Raw genomic sequence first — 25,737 nt, forward strand, 5'->3', positions numbered from 1 at the left:
AAAAGCTCGGAGCCATTATGCTTCGAGCTTTTTTACAATTCTTTGTTAAAGATCATCACTCTTATGTTGAATAAGGAGAGCCGTTTCCCTGGCGTTTGAAAATAAGCGGAAAAATTCCGTTTAAATCGGAAAATATGGCTATTTCACGAATAATAGCCGGAGATTTTCCGCTTATGGAACAAGATCCGTTGAATATTGTTCCATATTGAGCAGTTAAGCGGAACTTCTCCGCTTATTTCAGCGTTTTACCTCTCCTCCACCTGCCTTAGACGGAATTTCTCCGCTTATCATTCTGCCGCCAAAATGGGATCATCAAAGCAGTATCCTTCATTGCTGGTTTACATTAACAAACATCATTTCCTCCAACGCGCTGACAAAATAACTTCTGTCACATTGCTAAAAGAAGTGCGAATTCGTGCGCTGAAATCCAATAAGCTCATTAAATTAAATACCTTGATATATCTACAAAAAGAAGCGATCCATTTCGTTTTCAAATTGGATCTGCTAATTAACGGGCGAATCAAGTCCTAGTACTCGAAAACCGAACCCGTTACTTTTATTAGGAGGGTTTTTAAAATTATGTGTGGGGACAGGCAACACTTTAGCGAACGATATGTTCTTTATCAAAAACAATCGAAATAGGGCTGAATTTGTATGACGAAACATGCTCACTCCACATGGTTATTCCTGTAAACTGAAAAAGTAAGCAATAAGGACTAGGAGAAGGGGTGTAAGATGAGAGGTTTACGGAATAAGAGTGTAGCATTTGTCATAATGGCGGCTTTATTATGGAGCATTGTTGTGCCTGTTGTTTCAGCCCAGGAAGAATCCAGGATGGTTCACTACATATCACTGGGTGATTCGCTGGCAGTAGGGGTCACCCCCACCAATGAATTGGGGAATGGATATGCCGATTTTGCTTCAGCGGCTCTTGCTGGAAAGGATTTATTGGGATCGTTCACGAAGGAGTTCGCCTATCCCGGGCTAACGTCTCAGAAGGTACTTGAAACCCTTGCAAATCCAACTCTTCAAGAAAAGCTGCGAACAGCTAATGTTGTGACCATTTCATCAGGGGCTAATGATTTCCTGTCGAACGTGACGATGACTGAAAATGGTCCGTATTTCGACATGAAGAAGCTTCCCGCGATTGTTTCCGGGATAGAAACAAATCTTGGTGCGACGATTCAGGCTATTCACGCGATCAATCCTGAGATTGATGTCTATGTGATGGGTTACTATTTCCCTTACCCTCATCTTCCTGATGAAAAGAAGGCCCCGTTCGTCGAATTGTCGAAGGGGTTAAACCAAGTGATAGAAGGTACATCTGAAGCATCCGGAGCCACATTCGTACCGATTTTCGATGCGTTTGGAACGAACGCCAGGGATTTCCTGCCAAACCCGCAGAATGTCCATCCGAATGAAGCAGGTTATCAGGTGATGGCAGCGGCTTTCTTAACAGCTCTTGAAGGAAATGAACTTCCGGAAGTGCCTGAAGCACCACCTGCCTACACAGATCTTCCTGCAGATCACTGGGCATATGATCAAATCATGTACTTAAGTAAACTGGGTCTCGTAAAAGGAGCGACAGAATCGGAATTCAAACCAAACATAGGGATGACAAGAGCGGAAGTAGCCGTCATGCTGGCCAAGCTGTCAGGAGAGGGTAATACTGAGTTGACTGATCCGGGTTTCAAAGATGTCACAAAGGAGCACCCTGCTTATCAGGCAATAGCTTCATTGACCCGAAAAGGGGTATTTTCCAAAGCAGCAAATTTCAATCCCAATCGGACGATCACCCGTGCTGAATTATCAAAAGTAGTGGTAAGAGCCCTGGAGCTTCCTCAAAACCCACCAAGTAAGGTTCTATTCAGAGATGTACATGCAAACTACTGGGGATCGGTCTATATTAATACACTGTCATCCTATGGCATCGTAAATGGATACACAAATGGTCAATTCAAGCCGGGAGCACCCATAACGAGAGCGGAATTCTCCGTTATTGCTTTCCGAGTGTTGCAGATGGATTAGTGAGGGGAGTGCCACCCCACTTTCCAAAAAAAGAGACGAAGGGATGTCTTATATCCCTTCGTCTCTTCTATTTGTATAAAGGGTTGTAATGTGTCCTAGCGTACATTATATGAAGCCACATACCCTTTTTGTTCTGTTCTCACAACTTCAACCGGATACCAAACAAATTGATTTGAGTCTGAATCCAGATCGTAAACAGGTGCTGCCAGGATCTTCAGTTTTTCTGCTGATTGAAGGGGAGTCCCTTTAGACCTCGTAGTCGCATCAGCACGAAGAGTGGTTCCGACATGGACGACCTGATCACCAGGTTCAAAGTAATGTCTTGACGGTGTGTAGTCGGCATAGAAATCATAATGATCCTTTTTAAATACAATATTCCAATTCGTATCCTCGCCGTAGTGGAAATCATCGACAGTCATTGGTATTTGAAATATCTGTGGAGTGACTTGTCCTTTGTTATCCATATCCCGGTATACTTTCATCTGATAAGAATCAAAGTTATGGTCTCCGGTTGCTTTCACGAATGGACTATTTACTGCTACTGCACCGTTATAACCCATGATGGCAAAATACCAGTTTTCAAGATTCATAGGATCTTGATCACCAATGGTAGGCAAAGCAGGATCGGTATATTTAGAAGCAAGAATTTTAATTCCTTGTTCTATGTTATACGTGATATCATACTTTAGCTTTTCTTCGTTCACGCCGGATTCGAAAGGCGGGGTGACTTGCATGATCCCGATGCCGCCATCATCACTTATGATCGGATCACCGTTTGAATCAAATTGTTTCCATCCACCGCTTTCAACCGAAGCGATACTTTTCACAACTTCCGGTGGTACAACGGTATCTGCTTCAAGTGCCGCCTTCGTAATCAAGCAGTTGACGGTTTGATAGTCCGGGTTTGTTCGTGACTCTGGATCATAGCCGCAGGCATTTACTTTTAACCTGAAATCATCACTTACTGCTCTTGCCAAGAAAGCAGAGAACTGGGCACGAGTCACCTGTTTTAAAGGTTGAAACGTTCCATCTGTATACCCTTCCGTAACACCAAATGAAATAATTTGACGGATGGAGCGGTAAGCTTCCATTTGAATTGAAACATCACTAAATGGTACTAATGCTTCATCCTTCATATCAAAGGCTCTTGCAAGAAACATGGCCATTTGACCACGTGTGACCGTTTCTCCAGGTCTGAAGGAGTTATCACCATAGCCGGAAATAATGCCATTTTCATAGGCTGTTTGGATATAGCCTGAACCTGTAGTGGATTTACCCACATCTGTAAATGACGACTCGCGGGGCTCGTCACTATAGCCCAGGACTCTTCCAATCATGATGGCTGCCTGGGCACGGTTTACGGCCATACTAGGCTTGAATTCACCATCTGTGAATCCTTCGATGACTCCTTCACTATACAAGTACATCATTTCATCATAAAAGTTGGTTCCCTTATGTAAATCGGTGAAGCTTTGGGCACTGGCTGATGAAGAGGCTGCACCAAAAAGCAGGGCACCGATCAATAAAATGCGAAACATGTGTTTCATGTTCATTCCCCCTTTATTACTATTGTAATAGAGTTGGAAGATAATTGGAAGGATTTTTGGGGATATGGGGGGTTGTCAGCATGCCTGCTTCCATTTAAAAATAAAGGAAACTAAAACTTTATACCTATTGAAGAGTGTTATTAAAATCCATATGATGGAATTAACATTACAAAAATTACATATATATTACAGATGTGAATTCTTCTGTAGGAAAATCCTCATATTATTTCCAGGTAAGTGCAAATTTAAAATCTATTATTCTTCTTGAACATCGATGCTTTCATACATTTCATTCACAATTGGGAAAATATCTGGTTCTGTATGATAATAATGCTCATCTATTTCTGTCATGGTAAATTGGAACGTACGTTCATCCTGTTGATACAGCGCAATGGAATACCGCCATCCTTCCCTTTTCTCTTGGTTTTCATCTGGAATGAACTTAATGTCCTTTATTTCACTTAACAATTCTTCAATTTTATTATTATCTGTGATGGTTTTTTTAAATCCAGTACTCCCATCCACTATGACGATTTTGGTTACATCATTAAGATCCTTCTCATAAAACTCTGTAAGGGTCTTTGTCTCTAAACCACAACCAGCCAGTACAATTAATAAGCTAAAAACAATCAAGTACAATGAATTTCTCAAAATATCCCTCCTTGCCTACTATATTCGTGACTAATTTCATAAATCCCTCCATAGGGGGATAAGGACCCTCTAATAGAAGAGGAGAATTCAAGAGTATAGGGGTTAGATTTAAGGATAAGGGATCTGACACCCGTTCTGGAAAAAAAGAGAAGAAAGGTGGGATATCATGAAAGAAGTCACTATGAAAACAATAAAGAATCCAAAGGTAAGGATCTTATTGATTATTATTCTGGCATTCGGGTTTGTAGAAGTGGTCACGGACTTCACGAAAAGCAAAAAGGAAACGATGAATAATTCTATCGGAGGGTACGTGAACAGCCCGATTCCAACTTTCGGAGAGGTGGTTCAAGGCGGGAATTACAGAAGGGGAACAGGGAATATCTTTACGAAGCCCGGCCCTGAAGGTTCTAATAGAAGAGGAGCAGTGGAGGTGCTGCCAGGAGAAGAGTACGTGCCTGACATACCTTCCTTTCTGCAAAAGGTCATGACGAAAGATGGATACACAACCGAAGTTACATTGGAAAAGGTAAATAAAAGTGGAGAAAATCCAATCGTTCTCTATTCCAAAAAAACAAGCGACATTAAAGAACTAACGGTCAAGATTCCTCCACCCCATGGCGCTCTCTACAGATATACTCTCATAGTACGTGATGGGAACGGAAAGTTCAGGGATATTCATTATGACCCGCTTTACGCTTCTCTAAAAGATTTTAATGTAGCAATCAATGTAGAAAAGAATAAATATCATCCTGAAGAAGTATTAACTATGAGCTTAACCAACTGGGGACCCAACCACCTTTCCTACTTAGAAGAATGGAAAATCTATCGTTCAGTAGGATGGAAATGGGTGAAGGTAGATACTTGGGGACCGCCGGAGTCTTATCCTGCAATAGGCAGGGTGGAAACGGTTTACTATCCAGAACATGCTCTCCTAAAAGGACATTCCATTATGCTGGAGCCATGGACCACAGATGCCCTTACACTAAAAAGAGTTCCATTGATACCGGGGACCTACAAAATAGAAGGCACATTTGGTACCAGCACTGAGCATTTTACTCTGGAAGACAGTTTTATCGTTGATTAATATGTGACTGGAGGACAGATCTTGTGGGACAAGTGAGCACTCTCCCATCCCGGCAATTTTCTACAAAAACTCTGAAGATATTTGACATGTTTCCCAAAGGTGAAAGTGGAGCCGTTAAAGAATTAGTATTCTATTGAATCCATTTTAGGGAGCGATTCTATGGCTGATCTTACTAAGAAACGGTTTCGGTATATAAGTCATATCCTTATCATTGCTGGAGTTCTTTCGATTACTTTAGTCGCGTATTTTCTCCTTCAATCACTCCGGGAAACTCTTTATCAATACCGTTTCGATAAACAATATGACTTCATTTCACTAGAGGAGGACGGTGATATATATCCTGTTCAGGTGTTTCATGGAGTCAAATTGAATACGTTTGTCGAGGAGGAAGGGGAGAAGAAAGGAAATATTATTTTTGAAATAAAGGATGAACAGGAAGCAGAACTAAAAAGGTTTAATGTCACTTCTGATCCTAAAGGGATGAACGACTTTACCGAAGCAATTCAGTATAAAGAGGTGATGGAAAAGGGGACGGGCAAAGAGTCATTTATCGTAGCCATGAGACTTTCCCCGCCCACAGAGAAAATCAACTCAAATCCCATAAACTATCGAACCTACAGTATTAATGAAAATGGAGTGATAAAGGTAAGTAACTTTACAACCAAGACGAAGTCAAAAATGGAAACTCAGTGGATCAGGGGGCTTACAGGGGAAAAGGTTGGGTATTATTCGAATCTTCCCTATCAAAAAGGTGGGACGGTCACATTGATTTTCCTTTTTTTATTCGGGGTTGCTTCAGGCTTAGGCGGCATTTGGTTGAGGAGAGGTATTCTTACAGCGGAAAGGAAACAAGCTGCATAGGGACGGTTCTCATGCTTCCCGTCTGGGATTATTTAAATGGTTTGGAAGCCAAAGGTCCGTCCCTGTACATCCTTTGAATTCCTTATTATGAGAAAGGAAAGATGCCACGATGAAAATTTCAGTTTACTTAATGACAGTCTTGATTCTACTCACTCTGATGTTAGTATCTCTGCCGTTTTTGGCTCAGTCCGTACAAGATTTTTCTCCAGGTTTATATATTAATATATACATGCATCCATCCCTTGTCTTAATTATTGGCATCTGTTGCTTATTGGCTCTACCTCTTACATCCGTCCTGCAAAAACTTAACATTTCTAAAAAAAGAAGAAACATTACTCTTTCTATACAAATGCTTTTATTGGTTTCTTTAGTGCTCGTACTCTACTTTAATATGAGTGATTTAAGCGAGCTCATGAATCGACCAACTTATGAATGATATGGGACAAGGGATTTGTCCTCAGTCCCATTCTCTAGACGCTTGATCTGATTTTGCAGCATTAATCATGAGAAATATCGCTGAAACAATATGCATAACCATCCCCACAAAAGGAATCCACCCGATGCAGGATGTGACGATTCCGAGTATACTGCCGGTAGTGGCACCTTTGTCCCTGATGGTGAGAAGAAGTGTTGTAATATGCAGGACCAACATGATGACTAAAGGGAACCATAAAAAACCGATGATGATGGAAGCCCCCAGTAACGGTATACCTAAAACGGCTTCAAAAGCCCCTGTCGTCCATTTTAAAATTCTTGAGGTAGATATTGAAATGACCTCCTTTTATAGTAATATTTTCCTGTATATCATAACATAGATTGAAGTTTTAAGATTAATTGTTTTAACAAAATGAATGGCTTTTTAAAGTGTTATATATTCTTAGTTTATAAGAAAGGGATTCAGAGTATGTCTCCTGCTACATTAATGATTAACGAATGCAAAAGCTTACGTCTAAGGCTTTAGTCAAATAAATAGTTGTTTTACTGAATTTCCCTTTTTTACGGTCAAAAGTTTAAAAGAATCATTGTTCCGTGTCTAAATCGAAGGAAAGGTCTTGCGATTCCAATTTACTCTTGATCTCTTTTTTTCTCTTGTCCAAGAAAGAAAGGTAGCGCTCATGTTTATGTATTTCAAACATATGAATGGATTTATTTATGTACGGCAAAGCCTTATCGTATTTCCCCATCAACTCTAAGTTGTACCCGATATGATAATGAAGCTCTCCAAGCCCCCATAAATGCTCCTCTTCAAGACACCATTTAATGGCTCTCCGGCAATAATCGGTTGATTCCTCATATCGATTTAACCTGGTCAGGACTCTGGCAGTATTATAGAATAGCCTGGTTTTGATTGATTTATCAAATAGTTGTTCTGTATGATTCAGGATGTCTTCAACCTTCTGATAATGTGGTAGTGCCTCTTCGTGGTTATCTAAAAGGGATTCCCAGCTGCCGAAGGTCATGAGGATTTCCATTTCTCTTTCTGAAACGGCCTTTTTTTGGTTAGCTGTCAGTTCGTAAGTTTGTTGCAATAACTGAAAAGACTGATCCGGGTCTTTTTTAACTTCAAACAGATAGATTGCTTTATGCCAGTATAGCAACTGAAGTTTCTCAGTATCTTTATAGAAGAAGGGGTTCTTTTCTTCCGTCTTGACCACTTCCATCATTTCCTCGTATTTCCCATCCAGTCTAAGGGTCCTCAACTGCTTCTCAACTTCACGTATATAATCAAGGCGGGGAGTGGTCCCAATCTCAAAGAAAAAGTTCACATCCACTCCGAGCTTCAACGAAATCTGATAAAGCGACGTAGCACTCGGATAAATATCTCCCTTTTCAATCCGGCTGATCAGCGCCTGCGTACAAACCTCTTCAGCCAGATCCCCTTGAGTTAACCCCACCACTTTTCTCATTTCTCTAATCTTTTTTCCAATAACGGAGTAATCCAATGTATCACCTTCACTGAATAAAACTGTACTTAATATCTTAACAGAGATTGGCAGAATGAGGGAAATTGTATCATCCATCTCAGGGTTTAGTTCAGAATTTTTCGTTCATTATAAAGTTTAAGTTTGTTCTTAATAATAAATAAAAAGATAAGATATAAAGAGATAATCCGAGATAATAAACGTTTTTTGTTCTTTTTAACATATAAATAGCCGGATTTGAGGTTTTCCAACCCATGACATTTGTCTTATACTTCAAATGTAAGGTTCGTTAAAAAGAACAAAACAAACTTTGAAACGAACCAAATAATAAGATGAAAACGAGGAGGAATTTTAAGATGGGTATTAAGCAAAAATTAGGTTTAGGCGTAGCATCAGCAGCACTTGGGTTGGCATTAGTTGGGGGAGGTACATATGCGTATTTTAGTGATAGTGTAGATACTAGCGCTAGCTTTGCAGCGGGTACTTTAGACTTGAATGCTGCACCAACAGAGATTATTAATGTGGGGAATATCAAACCAGGGGATACTATGCTCCGTTCATTTAAATTATTAAATAACGGAACACTTGATATTGCAACTATTGATCTCGCTACCGATTATACTGTGACGGATGCGAATAATAATAATAGTGAAGATCTAGGTAAGCATATCCGAGTAAACTTCCTTTGGAATATTGATAAAGTAGATGAACCTATCTTTAGTACAACACTAGCTGATTTGAAAAATATGGCTCCAGATGTTATTGAGGGTAATATCTTCTCAGCGTGGTTGGGAGAACGAGGAGGAAAATTAGCTGCTGGCACAAATGACACTTTGTTAGTTCAGTACGAATTTGTAGACACTGGTAGTGAACAAAATGAATTCCAAGGTGATTCTTTATCACTTAAATGGACCTTTGAAGGTAAACAAGGAGATGGCGTAGCAAAGTAATTTAATTAAATGTAGGAATTAGGGGATTTAGATCCCCTTTTCCTACACCAATTTTATTTTTCAGAAAGGGATGAGACACCTTATGTTTTTCTGAAAAATAAAAATTTACTCCATATACAAAGGATGTGATCTCCATAAGATACCTAAGAACAAGAAAGCACAAAACTCCTACAAAAAAGTGGAAGCTCCTTTGTCAGCTAATGGCCATCTGGTATGCCACCACCATTACGACATCATTTATAAACGGAAGTACTGGCGCCTATTTCAACGACCAAGACCATGTAACAGGTGTTATAACTGCAGGTACTTGGAGTAGTTGGGATGAAAGTTCTTTAACCTTCCCTGATAAACAAGGGGAGACCGTAAATGCATGCTCTCCGATAGACATTTCAGCCAGAATGATGAATACAGGAAGTTCCATGGAAGGTACAACAGAGTTTGCAGTGTACTATGCAGCCACTGGAAATCCTAAGGACGGAAACAATGTATTTAGTGGAGATATTCAACCTATGAATGAAGGTGAAACTGCTACTTTAACAGCTAATGTCAATCAACCGGGTAACTACAAATTCAAAGCCCTCCAACGCCCCGGCCACGGAAATAAAGAAGATATTCGACATGAATTATGGAGTGAAACGATCACCGTTACATGCGATCAAGCGCCAGCAGAGACCCCGGATAAAAGCGAAAAAGAAAAGAAACCAGAGACACCTGAGAACATAGATAAAAAAGATAAAGGAAACCAGGAAGTAACTGACCCCGCTCCTTCACCTGAAAAAAGAGAAGAAAATATAAAGGAAGAAACTCCACCAAAGGAAGAAAATAAACAGGAACCTGAACAGCCTGATGAGCCTGTCGAGCCAGAACAGAAAACGGAAGAACAAGCTAAAGTGAAGGCAGCAAGCGAGCAAAGAGATGCACCTCCAAAGAAAGAAGAGCCATCGGAGCCTGCTCCTTCTTCCTTGGAAACAACTAGTAATCAAGAGTAAAAGAAAGGTTAGGTTGATAAAAATATGAAGCTAGCAAAGAAAATACTAAGTACAAGTATCACGGTTGTTTTATATGCAGTGTTGTTTATGATGATATTCGTCGTCGTCTCGTCAAAGGCATCAGGTGGAGAGCCTCAATTCTTCGGGTATCAAATTAAAACCGTACTCTCAGGATCGATGGAGCCGGGTATTCAAACGGGATCCATTATTGCGGTGAAACCAGGAGGCGACATGACGCGTTTTAAAAAGGGAGACGTTATAACTTTTAAAGAAAAAGAGAACATTCTCGTTACTCACCGTGTTTTAGAAGTGACCAAGAGCGGTGACCATGTAATGTATAAAACCAAGGGGGACAACAATGACGCGCCAGACCTTGAACCAGTGTTGTCTGAAAATGTAGTGGCAGAATATAAAGGATTCACGATTCCCTATATAGGCTACTTCATGAACTTCATGAATTCAAAAAACGGAGCATTGATGTTCATCATCCCGGGAATCTTACTTCTATTATATTCAGGTTTTACGATTTGGAAAGCGATCTCCTCCATTGATCTTTCATCAAAAAAAGAAGACACGATTGAGAAGAATGTATCGTAAATAATTTTAAATAGGAGGCAAGGGGGCGGACCTCTTGCTTCCTTTTTAATTGTTCCAAAGGGGATGGGGAAGATATACCTTTCAACTTCAATCAGATTATCGGCATCTTAATGTAGCGTGCTCTGGGAATTGAGCAGCCAGGTGGACCTATTTTTATAGAATAGGTCCACCTGGCTGTGCGAAGAGTGTTGTTAGAAAGTCTCCCAATCTTTCTTCCGAACCTAACCATCGACGCCCAATCCAAAAGAATATACTCACAAGTTAGATTTGGATCCCGATCAGTTGTACAGGGAAGGCATTGATTTAATAGAAATTAAAAAATGATTGAAGTAGCGAAAAATACAAACTTTTTAGAAAGAGCATAAATATATTGAGGTTGGCTTTTAGTAATATTCCCTCTCAGCCTACCTCTTTCACTCTAATCAGAATAAAGGGCCTAACACTCAGTCCCGCAACCGCACCAATATCCCATCCCCCTTCTCACTCACCTTCACCACCGCAGTTTTCACCTTACCTTCCACATCGAGACCGGTTCCTTCGGGGATGAAGAAATGTTCGATTCCATATGTGACCTGGGCACTGTTGTCCCATGAGCTTGTCACTTTTCCATTTAAGAGCACGTCCCCGGGCTTACTTTCATAAGACGCATTCCATTTTCCATTAAACTTATAAACTCCTGAATATTCATGGATGCCCTGTGGGTTTTTACGTAAAACGATCGTGACGGGCCCGTTGTCATCGATGGAGGTATCCTCCAGTTGTGAAATACTGTAGTTTAATTCCACATAATCACCCTGTAGGAGGGACCTCGGATCGACTGGTTGAAGTTCCAGGATGACCGTTTCCCCGTTTTGGAGTAAGGTTTCGTTCGAATACACCTGATATCCGACCCATCCAGCTTGAAGACCTATGATGAGGAGGAGACCGAGCCTTTTCCCTGCAAGGATCGAGTACGATTTCCGTTCAAAGCCACTCTTCCTATCCAGGTAGCTGGCCACCAGAAAGAAGACCATGCCCAACACGGCAAAGAGCACGGATTTATGAACGAGCTTCCAGGCCAAATCATAATACAACTGGACGATCAGCATGAACCAGAATAGGAGGGATGATATCCAATAAACCTGAAGACCCTGCTTTTTGAAAACATACACGCATAAGGTCGCTATCAGGAAAAATAGCGTGCAATAGATAATATGAAGGCTCAACGATAGATCGATCGTCGTTAACGAGAAAAGAGCTATGAATCCACTGAGAAACGCCCCATACTGAAGGGCCTGGTTATTTTTCAGCAGGAGGTAGGCTATTCCGTTTAAGAACACCATCACCAGCAGAAGGGCATGAGCACCCAGTTCCATCGTTTGCCCTAGGAAGATCGCTGTATTCAATTGAAACAGCAGGTAAAAGATAAATCTCGCAGCAGTCCGTTTTTCAATGTAAAAGACAAAGGCCAAAACAAAGAACATCACAAACGAAAATTCATCAAATACACTTGCGATCATCCCGAACACGATGCCGGTCATCATAAGCGAATACTTTACAGGGGACGGCCAGTTCGTCATTGTACTTGGAATGACGAGAAATACCGTCGCCAATACAAATAGAATGGCCATGGAGACATCCACCATGAACAATGAAAGCAGGCCGAAAACAGACGCCACGATAAAAACAGAAGCGATAGTCGTGACGCTTGCCACGAAGATCGTCTTTGTCCAGTGACGGGAAGCGGAATGGTTTCGTAAGTAGTTTACAAGGAATACACTTCCCGTTAATAACAGAATCGCGGTCAGTAAAAGGCCGAAGAAGAACAGACTGGACACGTATCTTGCCATCAGCTCGAACATTTTGATAATGACAAAGCCCGTTCCGAACATCGATAGAATGATAAAGATGGATGTTTCCTTATGAAAATACCGGTGTATCCCGACGCCGAGGATGCCTATATAAAACAGGGTGAAGAAAGCGGAATACGGGTTATTGAAAGCTGTGACGATAAGAAGAAGATTGGCAGAGACGAGACTCAGGTAAAGCAATGGTTTTGTTTGGATATATCCTTTTTTGATAATCAAAAATAAGAGCATGTTCGCGATGCCGACTCCGAATGCGATCCACGTATGGACGAGGGTCCAGTGCCCGAATGGTGTGGAAGGGAACAGATAAAAGTAGATCGTCAAATGGATGAGGATGTGGGTCAATGCGTAAAATCCCCCGTATCGAGTGTACAAGCTGAACAGCAGGGCGGGAATGGACCAGACAAGAAACAATAAATAGCTGTCCGCATGGGAATTGTACAGCTGTCCGAGCAGCGCAACGGAAAGACCAAAGGAAATCACCCCGCTGACCAACAGCCAATTGGACAGGAAATGGGCTCCCTTCAAAACACGGTCCAACAGGAAACCGGCTCCATAGAACAATACAATCAAAGCCCCCGCTAATGCCACTTTCTCAAGCCGAGAAAATACCTGCCAGTTAGAAGCGAAAAAATAAAGTGCACTGGTTAAAATGAAAACAACTCCGAATAAGTAGGTAAGTGAAACCATTTTTTTCATAAAACTCACCCCTGTCTTGAAATCCCTCCTTCTATTATATGATGGCGCAAGGGAATTAGGCTAATATATGGAGGAAGCAAGAGGGGAGTATTCAAATCCTTCATTTTTAAACCGTAGATAGTTTCTACTGAACAATCACAATATGTAAAAAATCCCCCATTAGTCATATAGCCACCCTCTCCCCATCTATTGTAAAATAAAAAAGACAGATAATTGCAAGCGTTTGCATTAGTTCGAAATGACTACCTCGGGAGTCACCTCACATTTTTTTAACCAATTGTGCAAACGATTTCACAAACATCATCACGAGCACTTCTATTATTCTATTTATCCAAATAAGGGGGAAAACATGAATGAGATATAGGACAAAGCGTCACTTCTCCATGATGATGACATTGATGATGCTCATCAGCCTGTGGTCACCATTCGCTCCGGCGGCTTCTGCCGTGGCCGATGGAAATGAGGCGGCGACAGCAGCGGATTCCGGTGACCGCACAGTACGCTTCACGTATGACCGTGAAGACGAAACGTACGACGGCTGGAACATATGGGCATGGAATACAGGGGTGAAGGATGATCAAATCAATTTCGATTCCTATGAAAACGGAGTGGCGGTAGCGAATATTGCCGTGTCACCTGAAACGGAGCAGTTCGGATTTGTCCTTCGCAGTACCGAGGATTGGAATACGGCTGAGAAGGAATTCGGTGACCGCTTCATCAAGGTGAATAAGAACGACACCCTCACCAAGGCGTACATAACAAGCGGTGTCGAAACAATCCGCATCGTACCGGACGGGTCCGCACCGGTCATCGATCAGGGAGATGCGACATTTTTCTATCGTGACAAGGACCTTTTCCAAAACGATGGAATGGATACGATTGAGAAAGTTGAATTAAAGTATAACGGGGAAACGAAGGAAATGACGTATGAGCCGGAGAATGAGCGTTTCGTTCTGCCATACGACAACATTCCTAATGGTAAACATGAGTACAGTTTTCTAGTCACAAAAGATGGTGTGACGACGGAAGTGAGCGACCCTTACAATACGGTGGACGGCAAATCGGTCCTTGATTTCCAGAAAGCCGATCTGACCGTGGCGGGTTCTGTGGCTCCTGCAGCTGTAGACTATAATGAAAATGCTGTCTTGAATATCGACATCGAAGGATTGACAGATGGCTTAACGATTCAAAAAATCACGGCGGATGTTTCTTCATTGGGCGGGTCGGAGAAGCTTGAAATCGATCCATCGCTGAATGAAGTGACCCTTTCTGTGGATGACGACATTACGGCAGGGACCAAATCGATTCCTCTAACCGCAGTGGATTCCTACGGAAACGTCTACAAAGGAAGCACGGAAATCGAAGTGAAAGCAAGACAGTCCGTCGGCGATTCCGACCTTGACTGGGATGAATCGATCATCTATTTCATGCTGACGGACCGATTCTTCAACGGGGATACATCGAATGATGATCCATACAACCTTAATTATGATAAAAGTAAACGCGGTTCGTATCAAGGTGGAGATTTTAAAGGGATCACGGAAAAACTCGATTACCTTGATAAGCTTGGCGTGAACACGATCTGGATCAGTCCGGTTGTGGAGAATGTGAAGTATGATGTGCGACAAGGGGAGGAGGGGGAGCCTTATTTCGGCTACCACGGCTACTGGGCGAACAACTTCGGCGAACTCAACCCTCACTTCGGAAGCATGGACGACTTTCATAATCTGATTGATGAGGCACATGATCGCGGGATCAAGATCATGGTCGATGTAGTGTTGAACCACACCGGTTACGGATTGAAAGAAATCGACGGCGAGCTGCCGGAAGATCAGCGTCCAGCCGGATATCCTACGGACGCCGAGCGTGAAAAGTACAGCGATATTCTTCGTCAGGGGAATGTCGGGACAGACGAAGTGGTCGGTGAACTGGCCGGGCTTCCTGACGTGAGGACAGAAGATCCTGAAGTGCGTCAAGAGATCATCGATTGGCAGACCGACTGGATCGAGAAAGCAAAAACGGATAAGGGTAATACGATCGACTATTTCCGTGTGGATACGGTAAAACATGTGGAGGACGCCACATGGATGGCTTTCAAGAATGCCATCACTGAAAAAATGCCGAAGCACAAAATGATCGGGGAAGCGTGGGGCGCAAGTGCCGACAATGATTACGGCTATCTTGATACAGGGATGATGGATTCCCTCCTCGACTTCGGATTCAAGGATATCGCCCGTGAGTTTGTGAACGGCAACCTGAAAGCGGCCAATGATAAATTGACGGCCCGAAACGGAAAGATCGATAACACGGCCACACTGGGACAATTCCTTGGAAGCCATGATGAAGACGGCTTCCTGTATTCACTCGGCGGGGACAAAGGAAAGCTGAAGCTTGCTGCCTCCCTGCAGGCGACGTCGAAAGGGCAGCCGGTCATTTATTATGGTGAAGAGTTAGGTCAGAGTGGTGCGAATAATTATCCCCAGTATGATAACCGCTATGACCTGAACTGGGATGATGTAGAGAATAATGATGTGCTGGATCACTATACAAAGATCCTGAACTTCAGGGGAGCCCATTCGGATGTGTTTGCGAAGGGGGAAAGACATACAGTCGGCGGTTCGAATAGCGACAAGTTTCTACTATTTTCCCGTGACTATGAAGACGACTCCGTATACGTCGGGTTAAACGTGGCGGATGAAGCGAAAGAGATCACGCTGACGGTTGATTCTCCTGAAGCGGTCGTGACGAACGCGTACTCTGGAGAATCGTACAATACGAGTGGAGTGAATGAAGTCACTCTGACCCTTCCTTCCAAAACAGACGGAGGTACGGCACTCCTCACGGTTGAAGGCGGCAAGATCACAGGGGCATTGGCTGGAGGAAAGGACCCTGAAGCGGAACCTGTACCTGAAAACAACATCCGCATCCACTATAACCGGACGGATGCTAACTACGACAACTTCGGGGCTTGGCTGTGGAATGATGTCGCCTCTCCATCGTCAAACTGGCCGACAGGAGCGACGATGTTCGAGAAAACCGACAGCTACGGGGCATACATTGATGTGCCGCTTGCTGAAGGGGCAAAAAACATCGGATTTCTTGTCATGGATGTAACGAAAAGCGATGGGGGTAAAGACGGCGGAGACAAAGCCTTCTCCATCACAAATCCTGACGTGAATGAAATCTGGATCGAACAGGGATCGGATAAGGTGTATACGTATGAGCCGGTGGATCTGCCTGAGAATACGGTGCGCATCCACTATGACCGTGAAGACGGGAATTATGAAAACTTCGGCCTATGGACGTGGGGAGATGTGAAATCTCCTACAGAGAACTGGCCGACGGGCGCACTGGATTTTTCAAAAAAGGATCGATATGGTGCGTATGTAGACGTTGAGTTGAATGAAGATGCCAAGCAGATCGGCTTCCTTGTGCTAAATGAGGCAACCGGTGAGAAGGATGGCGGAGACAAAACCTTCAACCTCCTCGATAAGTATGATCAACTATGGGTGAAAGAGGGCGAGGATAACGTCTTCATTTCTCCACATGGTGATGTGGCGACGGGACTTGTGTCATCTGAAGTCATTTCGGATGACACGATCCGCCTGAATTTTACGATGACGGATGGTTTGACGGAAGACGCATTGCTTTCAGGGCTGGCCATTAAAGACAGTGATGGTTCCGATGTGAAAGTAAACAGCGCCAAGATCACGGGAGACAAAACGGTGGAAGTGAAAGCTGATTTCGATTTGAAAAAGCTCCCTCTTTCCATCACCTACTCGGGCAGGACCGTTTCGGCAGAAGCCGGCTGGCGACTGCTTGATAATAAGTATGCTTACGATGGGGATGACCTTGGTGCCACTTATAAAAAAGGTAATGCCACGTTAAAACTGTGGGCACCGAAAGCAAGCAGGGTGGTCGCAAATATTTATCATAAAAAAGACGCAAGGTCACTGATTGGAAAAGTGGAAATGACTTTAGGTGAAAAGGGCGTCTGGTCGACAGACGTGAAAGCGAAAGAATTAAAAGTGAAGGATCTGAAGGGTTACTACTATCAATACGAAGTGACCAATGGCGGTGTAACGAAAAAAGTCCTCGATCCGTACGCCAAATCCATGGCAGCCTTCACCGTCAACACAGAGGGTGAAGCGGGACCAGACGGCGATAATGTCGGAAAAGCGGCGATCGTCGACTTGAAGGGGACGGACCCTAAGAAATTCACTCATGCTTCCATCGATGGCTATGAAAAACAGGAGGATGCGGTCATCTACGAGATCCATGTCCGTGACTTCACGTCCGACCCGTCCATCGAGAAGGATTTGAAAAAGGAACGATGGGGTACGTATGACGCCTTCATCAAAAAGCTTGATTACATCAAATCAATGGGTGTGACCCACGTTCAATTGCTTCCGATTATGGCCTGGTACTACGGTGATGAAACGAAGATGGGTGAACGGGAGCTTGAGTATTCCGCGGGAGGCAACGAGTACAACTGGGGATATGATCCTCACAGCTACTTCTCTCCGGACGGTGCGTATTCAGAGGATCCCACCGATCCACAGCTGCGCATCAAGGAAACGAAGCGATTGATCGATGCGATTCATGATAAAGGCATGGGAGTCGTCCTCGACGTCGTCTACACCCATATGGCCAAAACAAGCACACTGAACGACATCGTGCCGAACTATTATGCGTTCCAGGATGAGCAGGGGAACTTCCTCGGAGGCTTCGGAAATAACCTCGCCACCAACCATGTGATGGCTGAGAAGCTGATGGTGGATTCCGTGAAATACTGGTTCGACGAATACAAAATCGACGGCATGCGTTTCGATATGATGGGGGACGCAAGCTATCCTGCGATCCAGAAAGCGTATGATGCCGCATCTGAAATCAACCCGGACGCCTTGTTTATCGGGGAAGGCTGGAGAACATTCGCCGGTCACCTGTCAGATCCTTCATTAAAAGGAATGGGAGCCGATCAGGACTGGATGGACAAAACCGACGACGTGGGAGTCTTCTCCGACGAAATCCGGAACGAACTGAAATCCGGTTTCGGTTCAGAAGGTGAGCCACGCTTCCTGACCGGTGGCGCCCGCGACATCAACACCATTTTCAACAATATCAAAGGACAGCCGGGCAACACGGCTGACGATGATCCGGGTGACATGGTCCAATACATCGCGGCACATGATAATCTGCCGTTGTACGACGTCATTGCCCAATCGATCAAAAAGGACCCGGCCATCCCGGAAAATAACCTGGAAATCCATAAACGGATCAGACTTGGAAACTCGATGATCCTGACATCCCAGGGAACGGCCTTCCTTCACGCTGGCCAGGAATACGGACGGACCAAGCAGTGGCTCGGTGAAGGCGTGCCGGAACAGAAATACCATGAGCTAGAGGACGAAAATGGAGACCCATTCGGCTACTTCATCCACGACTCCTACGATTCATCCGACGCCATCAACATGTTTGACTGGGAAAAAGCAACGAACGAGAAGAAATACGAAATCAACACAATCACACGGGAATACACAGAAGGTTTGATCAGGCTGAGAAGATCCACCAATGCGTTCCGACTCGGCGACAAAGAACTGGTCGATCAAAATGTTTCCCTGATGGATATCCCTGAAATCGCTGATACGGACCTACTGCTTGCGTATAAAAACGTATCGACGGATGGTACGGGTGAGTATTATGTATTTGTGAATGCGGATGATGAAGCAAGGACGCTGTCTATCGGAGACTATGACTTCTCCAAAGGAAAAGTGGTCGTGGATAACGATGAAGCGGGGACACATCCTGTTTCAAAGAAATCAGGCTTCACCATGAGCGACGACACATTGACCCTCGATCCGTTGACTACTGTCGTGATCAAGGTGGATGAGAAGGGGAAGAATGGGAAGAAGAAAAAGAAACATTCATAGAATCATGGAATCTCAACCTTATTCGTAGGGTTGGGATTTTTTTTTGAAATTTAAACAAACGTTTGATTAGTGGACCCATCCCTATCAATAAAAGGAAGGGAGGAGTTAAATAAACGTTTGTTTAATATTCTATATTAAGAACAAAAAATAAATGTTATAATGAATTATGTGATATGATTGTTTATAGCCAAGATAAATAACGAATAGGAGAATCGATTAGATGAAGTACCTGCTGCTTTATATCTTACTCCTTAACCTCGTAGACGCATTCCTCACGATGTATGGTTTGCACTTTCAATATATATCAGAATCCAATCCCCTCATGCATACCCTTTATCTCACGGACCCTTGGCTGTTTCTACTATTGAAGCTCGGTCTCTCGTTCGTTTTGCTGTTCCTTCTTTTTCAGCTTAAAACGGATAAACGGTCTTCAAGGGTTTTGCTCCTCGTGTCAGTGTTTGCGGCAGTATCCTACAGCTGTGTTTTTCTCATGCATGGGTACTGGCTGTTGGAGGTCGCAGGTGGATTTACTTGAGCATGGGCTATAAAGAGGCCGTTTCATACCCTTTTCCCCGTTTACTTCAATTTAATCTCCACCGGCTTGCTTTCCCCGGTATGAATCGTCTTGGGTGTCCGTTTTTGCGAATCGGCCTTTTTCACGGAGCTTGTCACACTTTGGATCATGTTATGGTCCTAGGGAGGAATGCCTTTCATTTTTCCTTTTTTCAAAATTATAAAGTGGAACAAATTACCTATTGAAGGGATTAATTTACATCTGTATAATTACATTTATGTTACAATAATGTATTTTTTATTACAAAAAGGAGTGTTCGGATGAAAAAAATACTATCGACCATTGTGTACTCGCTTGTGGCGGGTTGTTTGTTTACTGTCTCTGCGGCTAGTGCGGCTACTTCCTTTTCGGATGTGAAAGAATCGTCTTCCTTCTATGAAGAGATTATGTATCTATCAGAAAACAACATTATCAAAGGAACTGACAATGCATTTCATCCTCAGGAAGATGTAACAAGGGCAGCTGCAGCAACGATGATTGGTCGTGCTCTTGGATTGGATGGGGCGCAGAGGGAATCTAGCTTTTCCGATGTGAGCAGCCAGAGCTATGCAGTAGGTTACATTGAATCTGCTGCGGAAAAGGGGATTGTTAAAGGTTATCCAGGTAATACGTTTAAGCCTAATGAACCTGTAACAAGAGCGGAAATGGCCATTTTCATATCCAGAGCATTTGAATTAGAGGAAGAATTGGACTTTGACTATCTTGATATAAATCCAACGATGGCCTCCTATGAATCTATTTTAAAAGTATCGGAGGCAGGAATAGCACAGGGATTAAATAACGGGTTATTCTTCCCGGCACGCCATATTACACGAGCTGAGTTCAGTGCGTTCTTAGCCCGTGCGATGGAACCTGAGTTCAGGGTGGACGTGAAGTCATTCAAGGAGCCCCTCACCATTCAATATGACACCTTTGATTATAAAGAGGGTGATGTTTACGTTCCTGATTATAAGTTAGACGATGTAAATATTCATAATGGTGATCTTATCATTGTGGAACCAAACTCTCCTATAAAAATTGAAGCTCTGGATGAGTACGCCTCGATTAAAACAAGAGGGAGGGGCATTCAAAGTCAAACGACTCCTCTGGGAAATTCCTTAATTGTCACAGGGGATGAGGGAGTAGGACAAATCCTGATTTATCTTGGTGAAGATAGACTCTCCTATACAGTGGTGGTAAAACCGAAGCAGGATCTGGCGAAAAATCCATTTTCTCCGCTGTTTCTTGAAGCTGCGCAATACGGCCATATGCTAGGCTGTGAGTTTGGTATGAAGGGTGTAACGGCGAAACAAATGAATGAATACTATGGCAGTTCAATCGATGAGAGTGCAGATCATACTTATGCCAAGTTCGGTGCTTGTATGTATGATTTCAAAGTGCCCCTAAACGAAAAGGATCTTAAAGTAAATGGGATTTCAAAGGATATGAGAGGGAGTGAGTACACTCCTTCAGACATGGAAAGACTTCTTGGGGTTTCAGCACCTGCAAGGCTCCTCCATCCAGGTTACTATTATCAAAACATTGGTGTCGGCGACTATACTATTCAATTCCTTTATAATAAAGACACGAAAAAGTTGGAGTATTATAGAATTAGAGAATCCATATAAGTGGGCAATGGGGTTATTAACCATTTTAGTCCGATGCCTTTTTAGGTTCGGGAACTAAGGTGTTTAGTAGTCACCAAACAACCTAAATGTAATGAATACAGGAACAGAGGGACAGGTCAAAATGACCTGTCCTTTCTCAGTGCCACATAATCTTTTTAAGCACAATTAATCCGTGGTAAAACCAAAACTGTATGCACCTGCAATGGGCAGTTAAAGTAGACTGGTTTGTTTAGACACAAATAAAAGGGGCCGTTTCAGCCCCTTTCCCGTTTACTTCAATTTAATCTGCACCGGCTTGCTATCCTCAGTATGAATGGTCTTGGGTGTCCTTTTTTGCGAAGCGGCCCTTTTCACAGAGCTTGTCACACTCTGGATCATGTCCCCGACATCATGCGCGGACTCAACCAACGGATCAACGGCTTTCATCTTCCCTTTTACATCAACAGAAATCTGGTTGGCCGTATGGATCAGTTCTTCAGCCTCCTCTGTAATACCATTAACGGCCTTCCTCGTGTCAGACAGCGTCTTCTTCGTTTCGTCCAGTGTGTTCATGACTCGCCTTAATGTCAAAATCAAATAAGCCACAAGAATCGTAAATGCAACGGCTGCAATAGCAGCGCTCCACTCAAGCATTGAGACCAGCTCCCTTCCTTTACACTAAGTCTATGAAGAAGGAATTTCAGACATTCCTTACCAGAGTGAGGTATGATGGATAAATAACGAGAAAGAGGGAGCGAAAACAATGCTTTCATCCTTACGTGCAATCGCCGAGCTGAAATCAGGAAATACACTCATACTGCGGGAACATAAGTGGTTAAAGTACCTTTCTCTTACAAAAGAGAAAAATGTGAACCTTGAACAAGTCGACTCGCTTGAACAAATGGCCCAAAATCCGGTGCTGGAATACGTAGAAAGAACACTCCAAGTACTGGACGGGTTGAGTCTGCACCAAGAAGAGAAAGGGTTAGTGGAAGAAGTTCTCATGTGGAGCGAAACGGCCAAGTGCGGCCTTCCCCACCAACGGAAAGAGTGGCTTGATCACGGCTTTCACCTCTCCATTCATAATATTGGGTCAGCCCAAATTTACGCTTCGGAAATGGAAAAACGACCGGAAGCAAAACGTAATCGTGAGAGGGAGAAGCTGTTGTACGTGCTGATCCTGACACACGGTCTCGCCGGACAATACATACGGGGTGAGGTCAGATATTCATCCATGAAGCCTCTGATCGAAGTGGCGACACAAGAAATGTTTCCTCTTCTGTATGCACTGAATCACTGTATCGTAGCGGGAGTATCTCCTGAGATCTGGAGTTTTGTACAAAAGGAAATGGAAGAAGTAAACCACTGGATTTGTAATGGAGAAGTGTCCAAAGAGCAAACGTTTCAGGCAAGACTCCGAAGGCTGAGAAATCTTGCTTCTTTACGCGGGGAAAACGTTGACGCCGTATACGATGAGTGGCTAAGTTCCCATCCCGATGCAGAAAAGCTTCTGGAACGTTTTTTTCGGAAAACGGATATGTGGTATGTCGAGGCCTCCCTTACGGATTTTACGTTTGAAGAATGCATCAAGATCTTTCTACTCATTGAACGAAAGACACGGAGTTCCCTCCTGGAACAGCTTTCCTTCGAGCCCTTGATGAAGGAGCTTTATTACGACTATAAAGGCCGAAAGATCGTCAATGTTTATAAAAAAAGAATCATAGAATCGTATCTTGCCGAGTGCACAATCGAAGAAATCGTCAATGGGAAACACCCTTCAAACGAGCATGTCCATTTGATTGCAGAGCCACTTCATACACAGGAAGAAATGGCGGGGGTAGGGTTTTCTTTTTCACGGGCAGGGGAGAAGCTGATTGAATTCTGCCAGGAAGCTGAAAAATCACCCCTTTATGACCGGGCCATCGTCCTGTTATATGACCTGTTCGACTTCAGGAAGGATGCCTATGACAGGCTGAACAATGAACAAACCTACCTAAGTGATATGAATAGCTCACAGGATTTCAAGAAAAAGATTTCCGACTACGCTGTAGGAAAGAAGATGGTCGATATCGGTCCGGGTGGCGGAGTCATGCTGGACCTGTTGACCCGTCACCACCCCGGGGCAACCGTCATCGGAATTGACATTGCCGTCAATGTGGTGGAGGAGCTGAAGCGGAAAAAGCAGAGGGATAACGCCCCATGGGAAGTCATGCAGGGAGATGCTCTCAAGCTCGAAGACTACATCGGGAAGGAAGGGGCCGACACGATCGTATTCTCGTCGATCCTCCATGAAATGTTCTCCTACATCCCGTACGAAGGTGAAAAATTCAATCATGGGGTCATTGCCCAAACCTTAAAGAGTTCCCTTAAAGCTCTCAGACCAAAAGGAAGGATCATCATCCGGGACGGCATCATGACAGAGCCAGTGGAAGAGAAACGGATCATTCGCTTTAAAGACCCGCAAGGCCTTTCCTTCTTCAAGAGATACGTCGGGGACTTCAAGGGGAGGTCGATCACATATCGTTCAGCGGGAGAGGATGCCGTCCTTCTCAATGTAAACGATGCAATGGAATTCCTCTATACGTATACGTGGGGAGAAGAAGCATACCCCCATGAAGTACAGGAGCAATTCGGATATTTTACCCCATCTGCCTTTCGTGAATTTATCCAGGCGACGCTCGGAGACCAAGTTGAAATTCTGGTGTTTGAACATTACCTGCAAGAAGGATATGAAGAACATTTAGAAAAGAAAATCGAGCTTACCGATGAAACCGGAAAACCGGTGCGTCTTCCGGATAGTACGTGTTTTATTGTGATTGAGAAGAAATAATGAAATGCTATGAGATCTCACTCCTGGGAGGGTGAGAGCTTTTTAATTAAGGACATCAGCTTCAGTACTAGGATATATTATTAAACAAACGTTTGATGAATTGAAGAATCCCTATTAAAACAGAAGGGAGTGAGACTAAACAAACGTTTGTTTAAAACAAGTAAATATGAAAAAGATCTCTTCCTGCTTTTCACTTATTGGCGCAAAAGTATTCTTTTAAGAATATATCGTATATAACGATAGATAGTGTGATATTATCTGAATGGTAAATTTGAATCACTACAAATTGAGTGGTTTTTGATTTGAGAATGGTAGGTTAAAGGAAAAAATGAGTGAAAACTAAAGACGCGAAAGGGCTTGCCGCTTTCTGTAGCGGACTCCTGCCACTTATGATATTAAGGAGGAATACGATGTTTTTTACAGTGTTAAAATTCAAATGGCATTCCATGAGGATTTACTATCATAAAGCATTACTTGAAGGATGTCTGGATTCCCGCATAAAAAGTAAGTTACAGCAAAAAATATCCTATCATCAAATGAAATTGAATGATTTTCTCTAATATAATATTAGGAGGCGCACACTCATTTTAATTATAGGACTACTCTCCTTTCCTTCCATTAAAACTCTTTAGTTTCTCCATACCTTAGAATAGAAACTTCTACACCGATATTCTTCATCGATTCCCTTAATTCCTCATCCTGACCCATCATAAACTGTATCACAGGAAAGCCCTCTACATGTTCAGTCATATTTCCGGAAAGGAGGCCTCTTTAACTTTAAGGAAGGTATGGCAAGGGATTACTTTCTTAACATTTAAGAGATGAGTAAGTGCATATGCCGTTTCTTTTACATCCATGACGAATTGTCCGGAACATGAAAGGGTTGCAAGAGACGGTTGGTAGATGTCCTGTATGATCTTCATATCGGCCATCACGTTGGTGTCTTCTGAAAAATAAACAATCTGATCGTTTAAGATATGTAAGACATACTACCCTCAATCTCACCGAAAGAAGAGGAATGAAAGGCGTCCTGTTTTAAAAAGTTTACATAAAAGAAAGGGGAGCACTTTAGAGTAGAATCTAAAGTACGATTGAAGTTGATTTTTAAAATCACTATTGATATAAACTTAATTATTGTGGTATATTCTTTTTCGGCTTACAAAAATGTTATAATGAGTAAGTCGAAAAAACTTCTCAATAATTGTTATTTAGAAGTTGACTTCTGCGAAATTAATTGGTATAGTAATACTTGTCCTTAAAGGGCATTTAAATAAACGGCCCATTGGTCAAGCGGTTAAGACACCGCCCTTTCACGGCGGTAACACGGGTTCGAATCCCGTATGGGTCACCATTCTTTTGTGTAGTAAAACAACTTAATATGGAGGATTAGCTCAGCTGGGAGAGCATCTGCCTTACAAGCAGAGGGTCGGCGGTTCGATCCCGTCATCCTCCACCAAGTTTTTTTACGAGAGTAAAATAAACTTCATTGTTTTTGCGTCAGCAAAATATCTTTCCATGCATTGCTTTCAATAAGTAGCAAAACACGTGCCGGTGTAGCTCAACTGGTAGAGCAACTGACTTGTAATCAGTAGGTTGGGGGTTCAAGTCCTCTTGCCGGCACCATTCGGTTTTTTATGAGACG

At 43.1% G+C, this 25,737-nt stretch carries 16 protein-coding genes and 3 tRNA genes; 13 read left to right on the top strand and 6 right to left on the bottom strand.

Translation table 11 applies throughout. From position 1 onward, the window contains the following. The first annotated feature begins 735 nt into the window (after positions 1-735). Positions 736-2,028: an S-layer homology domain-containing protein gene (locus BVI01S_RS01935; protein WP_061809027.1), complete on the top strand. Its 1,293-nt coding sequence runs from the start codon at positions 736-738 to the stop codon at positions 2,026-2,028. Between the two features lie 95 nt (positions 2,029-2,123). Here BVI01S_RS01935 and BVI01S_RS01940 read toward each other — a convergent pair whose 3' ends face one another. Next, on the bottom strand, positions 2,124-3,575 hold the full coding sequence (locus BVI01S_RS01940; protein ID WP_061809028.1) for an S-layer homology domain-containing protein: 1,452 nt from the start codon (positions 3,573-3,575) through the stop codon (positions 2,124-2,126). A gap of 255 nt (positions 3,576-3,830) precedes the next feature. Continuing rightward, the gene (locus BVI01S_RS01945) at positions 3,831-4,226 is read right to left on the bottom strand and encodes a hypothetical protein (RefSeq protein WP_244886830.1); all 396 of its coding nucleotides are present in this window, start codon (positions 4,224-4,226) and stop codon (positions 3,831-3,833) included. Positions 4,227-4,392: 166 nt separating this feature from the next. On the opposite strand from BVI01S_RS01945, the gene BVI01S_RS01950 reads away from it, so the two are divergent. Continuing rightward, a complete protein-coding gene (locus BVI01S_RS01950) occupies positions 4,393-5,310 on the top strand; it encodes a hypothetical protein (protein ID WP_061809030.1) in 918 nt (305 codons plus the stop codon). A 159-nt stretch (positions 5,311-5,469) separates the two neighbouring features. Next, entirely contained in the window at positions 5,470-6,171 is a 702-nt protein-coding gene (locus tag BVI01S_RS01955) for a hypothetical protein (protein ID WP_061809031.1), read from the top strand. A 457-nt stretch (positions 6,172-6,628) separates the two neighbouring features. On the opposite strand, the gene BVI01S_RS22835 is transcribed toward BVI01S_RS01955, so the two are convergent. Beyond that, a complete protein-coding gene (locus BVI01S_RS22835; RefSeq protein ID WP_082804627.1) occupies positions 6,629-6,937 on the bottom strand; it encodes a hypothetical protein in 309 nt (102 codons plus the stop codon). Positions 6,938-7,190: 253 nt separating this feature from the next. Beyond that, entirely contained in the window at positions 7,191-8,192 is a 1,002-nt protein-coding gene (locus BVI01S_RS01965; RefSeq protein ID WP_082804628.1) for an RNPP family C-terminal domain-containing protein, read from the bottom strand. A 257-nt stretch (positions 8,193-8,449) separates the two neighbouring features. Between BVI01S_RS01965 and BVI01S_RS01970 the strand changes: the two genes are divergently transcribed. The 3 genes from BVI01S_RS01970 (at position 8,450) to sipW (ending at position 10,629) form a co-directional block, all read left to right on the top strand. Further along, positions 8,450-9,043: a CalY family protein gene (locus BVI01S_RS01970; RefSeq protein WP_061809034.1), complete on the top strand. Its 594-nt coding sequence runs from the start codon at positions 8,450-8,452 to the stop codon at positions 9,041-9,043. Between the two features lie 125 nt (positions 9,044-9,168). Further along, on the top strand, positions 9,169-10,032 hold the full coding sequence (gene tapA, locus BVI01S_RS01975; RefSeq protein ID WP_082804629.1) for an amyloid fiber anchoring/assembly protein TapA: 864 nt from the start codon (positions 9,169-9,171) through the stop codon (positions 10,030-10,032). A 24-nt stretch (positions 10,033-10,056) separates the two neighbouring features. Further along, positions 10,057-10,629, top strand: a complete 573-nt coding sequence (sipW, locus tag BVI01S_RS01980) for a signal peptidase I SipW (RefSeq protein WP_061809036.1) — start codon at positions 10,057-10,059, stop codon at positions 10,627-10,629. Positions 10,630-11,072: 443 nt separating this feature from the next. On the opposite strand, the gene BVI01S_RS01985 is transcribed toward sipW, so the two are convergent. Further along, positions 11,073-13,175: a GDYXXLXY domain-containing protein gene (locus tag BVI01S_RS01985; protein ID WP_061809037.1), complete on the bottom strand. Its 2,103-nt coding sequence runs from the start codon at positions 13,173-13,175 to the stop codon at positions 11,073-11,075. Positions 13,176-13,528: 353 nt separating this feature from the next. Between BVI01S_RS01985 and BVI01S_RS01990 the strand changes: the two genes are divergently transcribed. The 3 genes from BVI01S_RS01990 (at position 13,529) to BVI01S_RS02005 (ending at position 21,286) form a co-directional block, all read left to right on the top strand. Then, a complete protein-coding gene (locus tag BVI01S_RS01990; protein WP_061809038.1) occupies positions 13,529-19,105 on the top strand; it encodes a pullulanase in 5,577 nt (1,858 codons plus the stop codon). A 220-nt stretch (positions 19,106-19,325) separates the two neighbouring features. After that, entirely contained in the window at positions 19,326-19,640 is a 315-nt protein-coding gene (locus tag BVI01S_RS01995; RefSeq protein ID WP_061809039.1) for a DUF5658 family protein, read from the top strand. Between the two features lie 299 nt (positions 19,641-19,939). Next, a complete protein-coding gene (locus BVI01S_RS02005) occupies positions 19,940-21,286 on the top strand; it encodes an S-layer homology domain-containing protein (protein ID WP_061809041.1) in 1,347 nt (448 codons plus the stop codon). A gap of 270 nt (positions 21,287-21,556) precedes the next feature. Here the strand turns inward: BVI01S_RS02005 and BVI01S_RS02010 are convergent, their stop codons facing one another. Then, positions 21,557-21,919 carry a DUF948 domain-containing protein gene (locus tag BVI01S_RS02010; protein ID WP_061809042.1) on the bottom strand — a complete coding sequence of 121 codons (363 nt, stop codon included), beginning with the start codon at positions 21,917-21,919 and terminating at the stop codon, positions 21,557-21,559. Positions 21,920-22,028: 109 nt separating this feature from the next. On the opposite strand from BVI01S_RS02010, the gene BVI01S_RS02015 reads away from it, so the two are divergent. The 4 genes from BVI01S_RS02015 to BVI01S_RS02035 all read left to right on the top strand — a co-directional run bounded on the left by BVI01S_RS02015 (position 22,029) and on the right by BVI01S_RS02035 (position 25,718). Beyond that, complete coding sequence (locus BVI01S_RS02015) at positions 22,029-24,095, top strand: class I SAM-dependent methyltransferase (RefSeq protein WP_061809043.1); 2,067 nt, start codon at positions 22,029-22,031, stop codon at positions 24,093-24,095. 1,276 nt (positions 24,096-25,371) lie between these two features. Next, positions 25,372-25,446 (top strand) — tRNA-Glu (locus tag BVI01S_RS02025). 29 nt (positions 25,447-25,475) lie between these two features. After that, positions 25,476-25,551: transfer RNA gene (locus BVI01S_RS02030), tRNA-Val, on the top strand. Between the two features lie 91 nt (positions 25,552-25,642). Next, positions 25,643-25,718: transfer RNA gene (locus BVI01S_RS02035), tRNA-Thr, on the top strand. Positions 25,719-25,737: the final 19 nt, after the last annotated feature.

Source organism: Rossellomorea vietnamensis NBRC 101237 (assembly GCF_001591825.1).
Taxonomy (GTDB): domain Bacteria; phylum Bacillota; class Bacilli; order Bacillales; family Bacillaceae_B; genus Rossellomorea; species Rossellomorea vietnamensis.

What these genes read in the sequence shown, in the direction of transcription:
- BVI01S_RS01935 (WP_061809027.1), top strand. Translation starts at nt 736, where the DNA reads ATGAGAGGTTTACGGAATAAGAGTGTAGCATTTGTCATAATGGCGGCT.
- BVI01S_RS01940 (WP_061809028.1), bottom strand. Translation starts at nt 3,575, where the DNA reads ATGAAACACATGTTTCGCATTTTATTGATCGGTGCCCTGCTTTTTGGT.
- BVI01S_RS01950 (WP_061809030.1), top strand. Translation starts at nt 4,393, where the DNA reads ATGAAAGAAGTCACTATGAAAACAATAAAGAATCCAAAGGTAAGGATC.
- BVI01S_RS01955 (WP_061809031.1), top strand. Translation starts at nt 5,470, where the DNA reads ATGGCTGATCTTACTAAGAAACGGTTTCGGTATATAAGTCATATCCTT.
- BVI01S_RS01965 (WP_082804628.1), bottom strand. Translation starts at nt 8,192, where the DNA reads ATGGATGATACAATTTCCCTCATTCTGCCAATCTCTGTTAAGATATTA.
- BVI01S_RS01970 (WP_061809034.1), top strand. Translation starts at nt 8,450, where the DNA reads ATGGGTATTAAGCAAAAATTAGGTTTAGGCGTAGCATCAGCAGCACTT.
- sipW (WP_061809036.1), top strand. Translation starts at nt 10,057, where the DNA reads ATGAAGCTAGCAAAGAAAATACTAAGTACAAGTATCACGGTTGTTTTA.
- BVI01S_RS01985 (WP_061809037.1), bottom strand. Translation starts at nt 13,175, where the DNA reads ATGAAAAAAATGGTTTCACTTACCTACTTATTCGGAGTTGTTTTCATT.
- BVI01S_RS01990 (WP_061809038.1), top strand. Translation starts at nt 13,529, where the DNA reads ATGAGATATAGGACAAAGCGTCACTTCTCCATGATGATGACATTGATG.
- BVI01S_RS01995 (WP_061809039.1), top strand. Translation starts at nt 19,326, where the DNA reads ATGAAGTACCTGCTGCTTTATATCTTACTCCTTAACCTCGTAGACGCA.
- BVI01S_RS02005 (WP_061809041.1), top strand. Translation starts at nt 19,940, where the DNA reads ATGAAAAAAATACTATCGACCATTGTGTACTCGCTTGTGGCGGGTTGT.
- BVI01S_RS02010 (WP_061809042.1), bottom strand. Translation starts at nt 21,919, where the DNA reads ATGCTTGAGTGGAGCGCTGCTATTGCAGCCGTTGCATTTACGATTCTT.
- BVI01S_RS02015 (WP_061809043.1), top strand. Translation starts at nt 22,029, where the DNA reads ATGCTTTCATCCTTACGTGCAATCGCCGAGCTGAAATCAGGAAATACA.